Below are 12,593 nucleotides of genomic sequence, written 5' to 3'. Positions count from 1 at the left end.
CTGCCCCTCTCTGCATGGCTCCCATAGAACAAAACATGACTTATTGATTTGGCAGGGACTCTGTGGGAGCGGGCTTGCCCCGCGAACACCGGCAAAGCCGGTGCCATACACCGCGCGGCCCCCTTCGCGGGACAAGCCCGCTCCCACAATGACCGGCGTTCTCTGCGTGACAGCACATTTACTTCAATAGGCTTGCAGCGAACGTTTCATCGTTGGCAGCGCGGGCAGTACACGCTCGCCCGCTGCCCCAGCTTCACTTCGCGCAACGTCGTGCCGCATACCTTGCACGGCTGTCCACCGCGCCCGTAGACGAACAATTCCTGCTTGAAATACCCCGGCTGCCCGTCGCCACCGATGAAGTCGCGCAGGGTGGTGCCGCCCTGCTCGATCGCCGCCGCCAGCACTCGCTTGATCTCGATCGCAAGCTTCAGGTAACGCGCCCGGGAAATCCCGCCCGCCTCGCGCCGTGGGTCGATACCCGCGGCGAACAGCGCCTCGGTGGCGTAGATGTTGCCTACCCCCACCACCACCGCGTTATCCATGATGAACGGCTTGACCGCCATCGACCGCCCACGCGAGAGCTGGAACAACCGCTCACCGTCGAACAGGTCGGTCAGCGGCTCTGGCCCCAGGCGCAACAGCAACTCGTGGTTCAGTGGGTCCAGGCTCCAAAGCATGGCACCAAAGCGGCGCGGATCGGTGTAGCGCAGCATCAGCCCCGACTCCAGCTCGATATCCACATGCTCATGCTTGGCCGCCGGTAAGCCCAGCTCGACCACGCGCAGGTTGCCCGACATGCCCAGGTGGCTGATCAACGTACCGACCTCCGCATTGATCAGCAGGTACTTGGCGCGCCGCTCGACACTCACAATACGTTGCCCCGAAAGCCGCACATCGAGGTCTTCGGGGACCGGCCAGCGCAGGCGCCGGTCGCGCACTACCACACGGCTGACGCGCTGGCCTTCCAGGTGCGGCGCAATACCGCGCCGGGTGGTTTCTACTTCAGGTAATTCCGGCATGTGTCAGTGCCCGCCCAGCTCGCGAATGTTCTGCTTGAGGTTTTCGAAATCGTATTCCGACAAACCAATGTAATCGAGCACCAACGGGCCGACCACGTTCCATTCGTGGTCCACCACCTGGTTGCCCAGTACCCGGTAGGAGGCGCAGATGTGCTCGGCCATCTTCAGCACCGCCAACAGGTTCTTCAGCTGGTTCTGGGTATTGCGGCAGCTCTCGTCGCGGAACACCGCCAGGGCATTGTGGTGGTTGGCGATGGCCGCACTGAGGTGCTCGGGCAAGCGCCAGGACTTGGCGGTGAAATAGCCGACCACCGAATGGTTGGTGTTGAACGCGCGGTTTTCGGTGTCGACCACCCGCGTTTCCCCGTCGGCCTTGGCGTAGGCCTCTTCCAGCACATCCATGTAGTTGGGGAAGCGCTTGAGCATCAGCGGCACGCCACAGTCATGGAACAGGCCGAGGGTATAGGCCTCGTCCGCGGCCTGGATGCCGGTGCGCTTGGCCAGGGTCAGGCAGGTCATCGCCACGTCCTGGGCGGTATCCCAGAAGCGGTTGAGGGTGACGATGGTCTCGTCGCTCATCTCGCCCTTGATCGACTGGGCGTTGATCAGGTTGATGATCGACCGGCTACCCAGCAGGTTTACCGCGCGCTGGATCGAGCCAATCTTGTTGGACAGGCCGAATTGCGGCGAATTGACCAGCTTGAGCAAGGCGCCCGAGAGGCCCGGGTCCTGGGAAATCAGCTTGGCGATGGTTTCCAGGTCCGGGTCAGGCATGTACTGCTCGAACTGCAGGTCGACCATGATCTGCGGTTGCGGCGGGATGGTGATGCCTTGCAAGGCTTGCTGGATCTGTTCGGCGCTGAGTTCTTGGGACATACGTGCATACTCGGTTAGGACCGGCGATTTTACCCCCCTGGGGCTCGCCTTGACAGGCACTACACCTCTGAAGGCGAAGACCAGGCAGACACGCTATAATCCCGCTCTTTTTCCCGGAGCGACGTCATGTCCCTGCCCAGCCTTCGCCTCAAAGCCAATGCCGACCGCCGCCTGCGCGCCGGCCACCTGTGGGTCTACAGCAACGAAGTCGATGTAAGCGCGACCCCACTGCAAGGCTTCCAGGCCGGCCAGCAGGCCATTCTCGAGGCAGCCAACGGCAAGCCACTGGGCATCGTCGCCCTTAGCCCGAACAACCTGATCTGCGCCCGGCTGCTGTCGCGCGATATCAAGCTGCCACTGGACAAGTCGCTGCTGGTACACCGCCTGAACGTCGCCCTTTCGCTGCGCGAGCGCCTGTTCGACCAGCCTTGCTACCGCCTGGTCTACGGCGATTCCGACCTGCTGCCTGGGCTGGTGGTCGATCGATTCTTCGACATTCTCGTGGTACAGCTGGCATCGGCCACCATGGAAGCGCACAAGGACGACGTGATCGCTGCCCTGGTGCAAGTGCTCAAGCCAAGCGGCATCCTGTTCAAGAACGACTCCGCCGCCCGTGACGCCGAGGGCCTGCAGCGCTATGTCGAGACCGTCTACGGCGAAGTGCCAGACTGGGTGCCGCTGGAAGAAAACGGTGTCAAGTTCGAAGCCCCGGTTCGTGAAGGCCAGAAGACTGGCTGGTTCTACGACCACCGCATGAACCGTGCGCGCCTGGCCCCCTACGTGAAGGGCAAGCGTGTACTCGACCTGTTCAGCTACATCGGTGGCTGGGGCGTGCAGGCCGGCGCATTCGGCGCCAGCGAAGTATTCTGCGTCGATGCTTCGGGCTTTGCCCTGGATGGTGTGGAGCGTAACGCCGCGCTGAACGGCATCAGCGAGAAGCTCACCTGCATCGAAGGCGATGTATTCGAGGCCCTGCGCGAGCTCAAGGCTGCCGAAGAGCGCTTCGACGTGATCATTGCCGACCCACCCGCCTTCATCAAGCGCAAAAAAGACCTGAAAAACGGCGAAGCGGCCTACCGCCGCCTGAACGAACAGGCCATGCGCATGCTGAGCAAGGATGGCATCCTGGTCAGCGCCTCGTGCTCGATGCACCTGCCCGAGGACGACCTGCACAACATTCTGCTGACCAGCGCCCGTCACCTGGACCGCAACATGCAGTTGCTCGAGCGCGGCGGTCAGGGCCCTGACCACCCGGTTCACCCGGCCATCGCCGAGACCCGCTACATCAAGAGCATCACCTGCCGCTTGCTGCCAAACAGCTGATACAGCGATGTACGGGCTTCACCGCCCCCAATGGCCGGTGAAGCCCGTTCAGAACCGCATCAGATATCCAGCACCTGCGTCGCAATGCCGAAGTACACCAGCACCCCTGCCGCATCAGCAATCGACGTGATCAGCGGCCCGCTGGCGGTGGCAGGGTCCAGCTTGAAACGGCTTAGCAGGAACGGCAGGCTCATGCCGATCAGGCTGCCGACCAGCACGATCACGACCATGCTGCTGGCGACGATCAGGGCAATTTGCGGGCCTCCGCGGAGTACTCCCAGAAACGCTACCGCCAATGCCATGGTGCAGCCCAGCGCCAGGGCCACCCCGAATTCGCGACCCAGCATGCGACACCAGTCGCGCATGAACACCTCGCCTGTCGCCAGCCCGCGCACCATCAGCGTTGCCGACTGGGCACCGGCATTGCCGCCGCTGTCCACCAGCAACGGCAGGAAGAACACCAGGGCAATGTGTGCGGCGATGGTTTCTTCGAAGGCGGCAATACCCGCCCCCGAAAACAGGTTGCCGAACACCAGCAACACCAGCCATAGCACTCGCTTGCGGTACAGCAGCCCCAGTGTCGCATCCCGCAGGTTGCCAACGTGGTTCGTGATCGACGCGCCTTTGTGGAAGTCCTCGGTCACCTCGCGCCGCTGGGTTTCGAGGGCTGCCAGGGTGTCCGGCTGAAGGATGTTTTTATCGATTTGATGTTGCATGAAGTTCTCCAGGCGCCAACGCAGGCGCCTACAGACTTCAGCCTTGCGGGCTCAAGCCTTCGGCAGCCCTGGCGGCGGCGCGCTCAGTGCCAGATTGCAGGTTCGGGTAGAACCGGTAACTGGGAAGGTCCATTGAGGATGTGTCTCGTGATACCGCACATGCGGCGGCCGGATAATAGGCGTTCGGAGTGGGCTGGTCAGCCCCTTGCACCCCGTTTCGGAAGCGTCCTACAAGTACCGGCCAACAGGCCAAAGTCACCGCCCAGGCACATCTTCATTCCCTCGCCGCGCCAGCGGTGTAGAATCGGCCTATTCATCGCCAGTCATCCCCGGCGGGTTTATGAGCTCTGGCCAAGCACGCGGCGATCCCGCGCGGTCTTCGGCCCCATCCGTGCCAGTGGCAACCGGCCTGCGGCACAAAGGACAAGAGAAGCTCACTCCCCTTTTTGTGACCTGATTAAGCCGCCAGGAGTGTTTCATGCCTGATTATCGTTCCAAGACTTCCACCCAAGGCCGCAACATGGCCGGCGCCCGTGCCCTGTGGCGCGCAACCGGGATGAAGGACGAAGACTTCAAGAAACCGATCATCGCCATCGCCAACTCGTTCACCCAGTTCGTTCCGGGCCACGTGCACCTGAAGGACTTGGGCCAGCTGGTCGCCCGCGAAATCGAACGCGCCGGTGGCGTGGCCAAGGAATTCAACACCATCGCGGTCGACGACGGTATCGCCATGGGCCACGACGGCATGCTGTACTCGCTGCCAAGCCGCGAGATCATTGCCGACGCCGTGGAATACATGGTCAACGCCCACTGCGCCGACGCCATCGTCTGTATCTCGAACTGCGACAAGATCACCCCCGGCATGCTGATGGCCGCCTTGCGCCTGAACATCCCGGTGATCTTCGTTTCTGGCGGCCCGATGGAAGCCGGCAAGACCAAACTGGCCAGCCACGGCCTGGACCTGGTCGATGCCATGGTCATCGCGGCCGACTCCACGGCCTCCGACGAGAAGGTCGCTGAATACGAGCGCAGTGCCTGCCCGACCTGCGGTTCGTGCTCCGGCATGTTCACCGCCAACTCGATGAACTGCCTGACCGAAGCCCTGGGCCTGGCCCTGCCGGGCAACGGTTCGACCCTGGCCACCCACGCCGACCGCGAGCAGCTGTTCCTCACGGCCGGCCGCACCATCGTCGAGCTGTGCAAGCGCTACTACGGCGAGAACGACGAGTCGGTCCTGCCACGCAGCATCGCCAACTTCAAGGCGTTCGAGAACGCCATGATGCTCGACATCGCCATGGGCGGTTCGACCAACACCATCCTGCACCTGCTGGCAGCGGCACAGGAAGGTGAAGTGGCGTTCGACCTGCGCGATATCGACCGCCTGTCGCGCAAAGTGCCGCAGCTGTGCAAAGTGGCGCCGAACATCCAGAAGTACCACATGGAAGACGTGCACCGCGCCGGCGGCATCTTCAGCATCCTCGGTTCTCTGGCCCGCGGCGGCCTGCTGCACACCGACCTGCCGACCGTGCACAGCCGCAGCATGGAAGAAGCCATCGCCAAATGGGATATCACCCAGACCGATGACGAAGCCGTGCACACCTTCTTCAAGGCCGGCCCTGCCGGTATCCCGACCCAGACCGCATTCAGCCAGTCGACCCGTTGGGAGACCCTGGATGACGACCGTGAAAACGGCTGCATCCGCAGCTTTGAGCACGCCTACTCGCAAGAAGGCGGGCTGGCCGTGCTGTACGGCAACATCGCCCTGGATGGCTGCGTCGTGAAAACCGCCGGTGTCGACGAGTCGATTCACGTGTTCGAAGGCACCGCAAAGATCTTCGAGAGCCAGGACAGCGCCGTGCGTGGCATCCTCGCTGATGAAGTGAAGGCCGGCGACATCGTGATCATCCGCTACGAAGGCCCGAAAGGTGGCCCGGGCATGCAGGAAATGCTCTACCCGACCTCGTACCTGAAGTCCAAGGGACTGGGCAAGGCTTGTGCCCTGCTCACCGACGGCCGCTTCTCGGGCGGTACCTCGGGCCTGTCGATCGGCCACGCCTCGCCAGAAGCTGCTGCAGGCGGCGCGATCGGCCTGGTACGTGACGGCGACAAGGTGCTGATCGACATTCCGAACCGTTCGATCAACCTGCTGGTCAGCGACGAAGAGCTTGCCGAACGTCGCGTCGAGCAGGACAAGAAAGGCTGGAAACCGGCAGAAGTACGCCCACGCAAGGTGACTACCGCACTGAAGGCTTATGCCCTGCTGGCGACCAGTGCCGACAAGGGTGCAGTACGTAACAAGGCGATGCTTGAAGGGCTGTAAAGCACGTTAGGCCTGCCTGAAACAAGAACCGGCGCCTTGAGCGCCGGTTTTTTTATGCCCGTGTCCCCGCAGAAGTCAGCACAGGAACACATCAACTACTGTATCTGCTCCGGCGTCACGATCACCCAGTTCTTGTCCGCAGTCACCGGCAATCCTTCCTTGGCCTGTGCCGCCGCGTTTTTGGCAATCATCCCGTTCAACTGGTCCATGTACTTGGCCTTGCGGTTTATCCACAGGTGGATGCCGCCTTTGCCCACATCCACGCCATGAAACTGCATATAGCCATCGCTGGTCGGGGTGTCGCCGCCCACCAGCACCGGTTTCTTCCATTCATCGATGTAGGTAAGGATCGCCGCCTGCTTGCCCGCCATCCAGGTGGCCGGGGTCCACAGGTAAGGGGTCAGCTCCAGGCCCTCGTTAGCCTTGGCATCGTAGTGCCCAGCGCCGATCTGCTTGCGCGCAGTGGTCAGCTGGCCGCTGGCGCGGTCCTTGAGTAGCAGACTCACGCCAATCACGTTCTGCGGCTTCACGTTGTAGCCGTACCTGGGATCTGACGCGACCATGCGCACCAACTCTTCGGAGGCAGCAGAGATCACGTAGACCTCGATGCCGTTCTCCATCAGCTTGTTGTAGAGCTCGGCCTGGCCCTTGAAGACCTTGGGCGGCTGGACCTCGATAGCCTTGATCTGGTCGCCTTCGTAATAGGTGCTGGGGATCGGCTTGGTCAAAGCCATCAGTTCATCCACTTGCACCTTGAGCTCCTTGAGGGTAAAGCCGGAAAACACCTGGGCCACCCACGGGTAGCAAACCATGTCGTCGATCTCGCACAACCGGTAGTAGTAACTGAACAGGCTTTCCTTGTGCTCGGCAGTGTCCTTGAACGGCATCAGCTTCAACGAAGGGTCGAGCTTGTCGCGGCTCAGCAGGCCCTTGTTTTCCATGAACGGAAGCAAGGCTTCTTCCAGGTCATAGCGGTAACTGGTGTTGTCCATGTCGAACACCGCGTAGTTACCTTTATGGGCGTTGGCGGCAATCATGCTGTCTAGCTGCTTGGCGGCCTCGGCCGGCCAATGCTTCAGCTCGGTGGCGAAGGTTTCGATACTGAACAGCAGGGACAGGCCGATGGCGGCGGCTTTCACAGCGACTTTCATGTGCGAATCTCCTGAAATGACCCAGAAACGCTAGTGCAACAATCTCTATCGACAACCCTTGATAACGACCTCCATGCACCAGCAAACGCCGTGTTTATTGCAATCTGCGACACATCGTTATTCCATAAACGACTATGCAAATTCCATTTGGGTATAAATTCGTTTGTTTTCAGGCTGTTAGCATTTCCGTTCGGAATCGCTCGCAGAGGCGATGCCATTTCTGCTTTTTTCTGCTGGAGCTTCAATGAACCTGCCGCTGTCACTTAACCTGCTGGCGTTCCTGGCCCTGTTGCTAGGCCTGGCACAAACCCGCCACACAGACTGGAGCCTGGCCAAGAAGGTGCTGCTTGGCCTGCTGCTGGGCGTGGTCTTTGGCCTGGTCCTGCATACCCTCTATGGCGCTGGGCACCCGGTGCTCAAGGCCACCATCGGTTGGCTCGACCTGGTGGGCAACGGCTACGTCGGCCTGTTGCAGATGATCGTCATGCCGCTGATCTTCGCCTCGATCCTCAGTGCCGTGGCACGCCTGCACAACGCTTCGTCGCTGGGCCGCATCAGCGTGCTGAGCATCGGTACGCTGCTGCTGACCACCGCCATTGCCGCACTGATCGGCATCGTGCTGACCAACCTGTTCGGCCTCAGCGCCGAGGGGCTGGTAGCCGGCGCCCAGGAAAGCGCACGCATGCAAGTTATCCACAGCGACTACGCAGGCAAGGTCGCCGACCTCAACATCCCGCAACTGCTGCTGTCGTTCATCCCCAGCAACCCGGTAGGCGACTTGGCCAGGGCCAAACCGACCTCGATCATCAGCGTGGTGATCTTCGCCGTGTTCATCGGCCTGGCTGCACTGCAGCTGATCAAGGACGATGCCGAGAAAGGCGAGCGTGCGCTGGCGGCCATCGACACCCTGCAGGCCTGGGTGATGCGCCTGGTGCGGGTAGTGATGAAGCTGACCCCGTATGGCGTTCTGGCGCTGATGACCAAGGTGGTGGCCAGCTCGAACATGGAAGACATTCTCAAGCTTGGCAGCTTCGTGGTGGTGTCATACCTGGGCCTGGCGCTGATGTTCGTGGTACATGCCCTAATCCTCGCCGCTACCGGCGTGAGCCCACTGCGCTTCTTCCGCAAGGTGTGGCCGGTGCTGACCTTTGCCTTCACCAGCCGCTCCAGCGCTGCCAGCATCCCGCTGAACATCGAAGCCCAAACCCGTCGCCTCGGTGTGCCGCAGTCGATCGCCAGCTTCAGCGCCTCGTTCGGCACCACCATCGGCCAAAACGGCTGCGCCGGTCTCTATCCTGCCATGTTGGCGGTGATGGTCGCGCCAGCGGTGGGCATCGATACCTTCGACCCACTGTGGATCGCCACCCTGGTGGCCATCGTCACGCTGAGTTCGGCAGGGGTTGCCGGGGTCGGCGGCGGCGCCACCTTCGCCGCGCTGATCGTGCTGCCGGCCATGGGCCTGCCGGTGGAGTTGGTGGCGTTGCTGATTTCGGTGGAGCCGCTGATCGACATGGGCCGTACGGCGCTGAACGTCAACGGTTCGATGACGGCGGGCGTGGTGACCAGCCAACTGCTGAAAGAAACTGACAAGGCAGTGCTGGCCGGCGATGAGCATGCCGAGCTGAGCCATACCTGACAGCTCGCCAGGGGCGCGTTGCGCCCCTTACGCGACAAGGCACTTCGGGTCTTGCTCAAAATTTGAACAGCCAGCAGTCGTCTGTTATAGCGGGTTTACCCGCGCAGGGCTGCAAAGCTGGCCCCGACAACCTCAAACCTTGTCCCAAACCTCGAAGTGATAAGCCGGCTTACCTGCCTCAGCCTGTGCCTCGCTAGAAGTCAGCCTCCACTGCCCTTCATCAAACGCCGGGAACCACGCATCCCCCTCTGGCGCCAATTCCACCCGCGTCAGGTACATGCGGCTGACCAGGCCCTGCTCCAGCGCCTGCCCATACAGCTGCGCGCCGCCTATCAGCATCAGCTCGTCGACGCCTTTCTCACGCGCCCACTGCTCAGCGCGCACCAGCGCGTCTTCCAACGAGCCGAACACCTCGGCACCCTCGAGCTGCAGCCCTACCTGGCGGCTGACCACGATGTTCAACCGCCCGGGCAGCGGCCGCCCCAGCGAGTCCCAGGTCTTGCGCCCCATGATGATCGGCTTGCCCAGGGTGGTCGCCTTGAAGTACTTGAAGTCCCCCGGCAGGTGCCAGGGCATGGAATTGTCGATGCCGATCACGCGGTTCTCGGCGTGAGCCGCGATCAGGCTGAGGGGGAGTGATGTATTCATGCCAGCGAGGATAGCACCGGCCGTGTGGGTTATGCTTCTGCCCTGACCTGTGCAATGGAAGACCTTGTGACTGCACCGACATCACTGGACAAGCGCTGGCTCACCGAAGCGGTCCGCCTGCGCGAGGAACATGCCGGCCTGCTGGAAGACCAGGAAGCCAACCGCCATGCGCGCCAGCTCGGCGGCGACTTGGCGACACGCATCGAAAGCCGGGCGCTGTTCCTGGCAGAGCGGGACGGCATCACCACCGCCCTGCGCCACTGGAAGCAGGGCGCACGCCTGGCGCTGCTGGCTTTGCTGCTGCTCGCCGTGCTCAGCGGCGCCGGCCTGGCACTGGCCGCCCTCGGCGACGGCCAGCGCCCGGTCAACGTATTCTGGGCACTGGGCAGCCTGCTCGGGCTGAACCTGCTGACACTGCTGGGCTGGTCCATCGGCTTTGCCCTGAGCGGCGAGCATGGCGCGGGGCTGGGCCGCCTGTGGCTGTGGCTGAGCGAGCGCTTTGCCCGCGATGCCAAGGCTGCGCACTTGGCACCAGCGCTGTTGGTGCTGTTGCAACGCCAGCGCCTGAACCGCTGGCTGCTCGGCCTGCTGGTGCATGCCCTGTGGCTGCTGGCGATGCTGTGCGCGCTGGGCATGCTGCTGGCCCTGCTGGCCACTCGGCGCTATGGCTTTGTCTGGGAAACCACCCTGCTCGCTGCCGACCCGTTCATTCACCTGACCCAGGTGCTGGGGGCCGTGCCCTCGCTGCTGGGCTTTGCAGTGCCCGATGTAGCCATGATTCGCGCCAGCGGCGACAGCATGCCGGCCCTCGACCTGGCGCGTCAGGCCTGGGCCAGCTGGCTGCTAGGCGTGGTGCTGGTGTACGGCCTGCTGCCACGCCTGCTGCTGGCCGGGCTGTGCTGTTGGCGTTGGCGCCAAGGCCGTCAGCGCCTCACGCTGGACCTGAGCCTGCCCGGTTACGCACAACTGCGCGAAGCGCTGATGCCGCGCAGCGAGCGCATCGGGGTGCAGGACGCCGCCCCGCAAGCCTTGCCGCAGTTTGCCGCAGGCCAGCTGGAAGGTGGTAGCAGCGGTGCCCTGCTGGTCGGCCTGGAGCTGGACGACCAACGTCCATGGCCGCCCGCCTTGCCCAAAAGCGTGACCGATGCCGGCGTGCTCGACAGCCGCGAATCACGCAACCGGCTGTTGGAGCAGCTCAGTCGCTTCCCGCCGGCACGCCTGGCCATCGCCTGCGACCCACGCCGCTCGCCCGACCGCGGCAGCCTGGCGCTGCTCGCCGAGCTGGCACGTAATGCCGGGGCTACCCGTATCTGGCTGCTGCAGGCAGCACCTGGCCAGGCGCTCGATGCCCAGCGCCTTGGTGACTGGCACGAAGCCCTCGACCGGCTTGGTCTGCAGCATGCCGACACCTCACCGTTGACCTGGCTGGAGCATGGCCATGACTGAGCCACTGAAACTGGCCGTGGTCGGCCACACCAACGTCGGCAAGACCTCGCTGCTGCGCACCCTGACCCGTGACGTCGGCTTTGGCGAAGTATCCCACCGCCCCAGTACCACTCGCCATGTCGAAGGCGCGCGGCTTTCGGTGGACGGCGAACCCTTGCTGGAGCTTTACGACACGCCGGGCCTGGAGGACGCCATTGCCCTGCTCGACTACCTCGAACGCCTGGAGCGCCCGGGCGAGCGCCTGGACGGTCCGGCCCGTCTCGAGCGTTTTTTGCAGGGCAGCGAAGCGCGCCAGCGATTCGAACAGGAGGCCAAAGTGCTGCGCCAGTTGCTGGCCAGCGATGCCGGCTTGTATGTGATCGATGCGCGCGAGCCGGTGCTGGCCAAGTATCGTGACGAACTGGAAGTGCTGGCCAGTTGCGGCAAGCCATTGTTACCGGTGCTCAACTTCGTCGCCAGCCACCAGCACCGCGAGCCGCAATGGCGTGAAGCCCTTGCCCGGCTTGGGCTTCACGCATTGGTGCGGTTCGACAGCGTGGCCCCGCCAGAGGATGGCGAGCGCCGCTTGTACGAAAGCCTGGCCCTGCTGCTGGAAAACGCCCGCCCGGCGCTGCAGCGGCTGATCGACGACCAGCAGGCGCAGCGCCTGGCCCGCCAGCACAGCGGCAAGCGCCTGATTGCCGAGCTGTTGCTGGACTGCGCCGCCTGCCGGCGTAGCGTCGAGGCCGAGCCAGTTGCCGAAGCCCGGGCCATCGAAGCGTTGCGCCAGGACATTCGCCAACGTGAACAGCGTTGCGTCGAAGCCTTGCTCAAGCTGTATGCCTTCCGCCGCGAGGATGCTCATGCCAACGACCTGCCATTGCTGGATGGCCGCTGGGGCGACGACCTGTTCAATCCCGAGACCTTGAAACTGCTGGGCGTGCGCCTGGGCAGCGGCGTGGCAGCGGGGGCTGCGGCCGGGGCCGGGGTCGATCTGCTGGTTGGGGGGCTTACCTTGGGTGCGGCAGCGCTGGCGGGGGCAATAGCCGGTGGCGCGCTGCAAACAGCACGCAATTATGGCGCGCGGTTGATGGGCAAGCTCAAGGGCAAGCGGGAACTGACCGTTGACGACACCGTATTGCGCTTGCTGGCGTTGCGTCAGCAGCAGTTGATGGTGGCGCTGGATAGCCGTGGGCATGCGGCGCAGGACAGCATCAGGCTGGGTGAGCTGGATGAAAAGACCTGGCGCGAGGGCAAGTTGCCAGAGGCGCTGGTCAAGGCGCGGGCGCATCCGCAGTGGTCCACCCTGAATCCTGGGGCGAAGCTGAATCAGGCTGAGCGGCAGGAACAGCTGGAGGCACTGGTTGCGCAGATTTGAGGGGGATGCGAGGTGCATGCCTTGAAGGAGGTGTCACCTGTGAGATCGAGCGCCGCACGGGCGGCGCTCGATCTCACAGGCGACAAAAACCTCAAGGCCGA

10 protein-coding genes are annotated in these 12,593 nt (G+C 63.2%); 5 read left to right on the top strand and 5 right to left on the bottom strand.

Annotated elements, in window-relative coordinates; genetic code table 11:
- Positions 1-206: 206 nt before the first annotated feature.
- Both mutM and E8E68_RS06475 read right to left on the bottom strand, forming a co-directional pair.
- Entirely contained in the window at positions 207-1,019 is an 813-nt protein-coding gene (gene mutM, locus E8E68_RS06480; RefSeq protein WP_266029040.1) for a bifunctional DNA-formamidopyrimidine glycosylase/DNA-(apurinic or apyrimidinic site) lyase, read from the bottom strand.
- A 3-nt stretch (positions 1,020-1,022) separates the two neighbouring features.
- Complete coding sequence (locus tag E8E68_RS06475; protein WP_177410781.1) at positions 1,023-1,841, bottom strand: HDOD domain-containing protein; 819 nt, start codon at positions 1,839-1,841, stop codon at positions 1,023-1,025.
- A 180-nt stretch (positions 1,842-2,021) separates the two neighbouring features.
- Between E8E68_RS06475 and E8E68_RS06470 the strand changes: the two genes are divergently transcribed.
- Positions 2,022-3,218 carry a class I SAM-dependent rRNA methyltransferase gene (locus tag E8E68_RS06470; protein ID WP_110747141.1) on the top strand — a complete coding sequence of 399 codons (1,197 nt, stop codon included), beginning with the start codon at positions 2,022-2,024 and terminating at the stop codon, positions 3,216-3,218.
- Between the two features lie 59 nt (positions 3,219-3,277).
- On the opposite strand, the gene E8E68_RS06465 is transcribed toward E8E68_RS06470, so the two are convergent.
- Positions 3,278-3,934, bottom strand: coding sequence for a magnesium transporter (locus tag E8E68_RS06465; protein WP_110747139.1), 657 nt, complete (start codon positions 3,932-3,934; stop codon positions 3,278-3,280).
- Between the two features lie 478 nt (positions 3,935-4,412).
- Between E8E68_RS06465 and ilvD the strand changes: the two genes are divergently transcribed.
- Positions 4,413-6,254: a dihydroxy-acid dehydratase gene (gene ilvD / locus E8E68_RS06460; protein WP_060544907.1), complete on the top strand. Its 1,842-nt coding sequence runs from the start codon at positions 4,413-4,415 to the stop codon at positions 6,252-6,254.
- A 95-nt stretch (positions 6,255-6,349) separates the two neighbouring features.
- Here the strand turns inward: ilvD and E8E68_RS06455 are convergent, their stop codons facing one another.
- On the bottom strand, positions 6,350-7,405 hold the full coding sequence (locus E8E68_RS06455; RefSeq protein ID WP_280340279.1) for a haloacid dehalogenase-like hydrolase: 1,056 nt from the start codon (positions 7,403-7,405) through the stop codon (positions 6,350-6,352).
- A 244-nt stretch (positions 7,406-7,649) separates the two neighbouring features.
- Here E8E68_RS06455 and E8E68_RS06450 point away from each other — a divergent pair, with 244 nt between their 5' ends.
- Positions 7,650-9,041, top strand: a complete 1,392-nt coding sequence (locus E8E68_RS06450; protein WP_266029038.1) for an L-cystine transporter — start codon at positions 7,650-7,652, stop codon at positions 9,039-9,041.
- A 132-nt stretch (positions 9,042-9,173) separates the two neighbouring features.
- Here E8E68_RS06450 and E8E68_RS06445 read toward each other — a convergent pair whose 3' ends face one another.
- The gene (locus E8E68_RS06445; RefSeq protein WP_266029037.1) at positions 9,174-9,689 is read right to left on the bottom strand and encodes a dihydrofolate reductase; all 516 of its coding nucleotides are present in this window, start codon (positions 9,687-9,689) and stop codon (positions 9,174-9,176) included.
- A 54-nt stretch (positions 9,690-9,743) separates the two neighbouring features.
- Here E8E68_RS06445 and E8E68_RS06440 point away from each other — a divergent pair, with 54 nt between their 5' ends.
- Complete coding sequence (locus E8E68_RS06440) at positions 9,744-11,135, top strand: DUF2868 domain-containing protein (RefSeq protein ID WP_280340276.1); 1,392 nt, start codon at positions 9,744-9,746, stop codon at positions 11,133-11,135.
- A complete protein-coding gene (locus E8E68_RS06435) occupies positions 11,128-12,492 on the top strand; it encodes a GTPase/DUF3482 domain-containing protein (protein WP_266029035.1) in 1,365 nt (454 codons plus the stop codon). The genes E8E68_RS06440 and E8E68_RS06435 overlap by 8 nt, the downstream gene beginning before the upstream one ends.
- The last annotated feature ends 101 nt before the right edge of the window (positions 12,493-12,593 follow it).

The organism is Pseudomonas sp. BN607, from assembly GCF_029871175.1.
Lineage (GTDB): Bacteria > Pseudomonadota > Gammaproteobacteria > Pseudomonadales > Pseudomonadaceae > Aquipseudomonas.
The sequence above is the reverse complement of the archived record's forward strand: the minus strand, read 5'-3'. Positions and strand labels throughout refer to the sequence as shown.

What these genes read in the sequence shown, in the direction of transcription:
- E8E68_RS06440 (WP_280340276.1), top strand. Translation starts at nt 9,744, where the DNA reads ATGGAAGACCTTGTGACTGCACCGACATCACTGGACAAGCGCTGGCTC.
- E8E68_RS06445 (WP_266029037.1), bottom strand. Translation starts at nt 9,689, where the DNA reads ATGAATACATCACTCCCCCTCAGCCTGATCGCGGCTCACGCCGAGAAC.
- E8E68_RS06455 (WP_280340279.1), bottom strand. Translation starts at nt 7,405, where the DNA reads ATGAAAGTCGCTGTGAAAGCCGCCGCCATCGGCCTGTCCCTGCTGTTC.
- E8E68_RS06465 (WP_110747139.1), bottom strand. Translation starts at nt 3,934, where the DNA reads ATGCAACATCAAATCGATAAAAACATCCTTCAGCCGGACACCCTGGCA.
- E8E68_RS06450 (WP_266029038.1), top strand. Translation starts at nt 7,650, where the DNA reads ATGAACCTGCCGCTGTCACTTAACCTGCTGGCGTTCCTGGCCCTGTTG.
- E8E68_RS06435 (WP_266029035.1), top strand. Translation starts at nt 11,128, where the DNA reads ATGACTGAGCCACTGAAACTGGCCGTGGTCGGCCACACCAACGTCGGC.
- ilvD (WP_060544907.1), top strand. Translation starts at nt 4,413, where the DNA reads ATGCCTGATTATCGTTCCAAGACTTCCACCCAAGGCCGCAACATGGCC.
- mutM (WP_266029040.1), bottom strand. Translation starts at nt 1,019, where the DNA reads ATGCCGGAATTACCTGAAGTAGAAACCACCCGGCGCGGTATTGCGCCG.
- E8E68_RS06470 (WP_110747141.1), top strand. Translation starts at nt 2,022, where the DNA reads ATGTCCCTGCCCAGCCTTCGCCTCAAAGCCAATGCCGACCGCCGCCTG.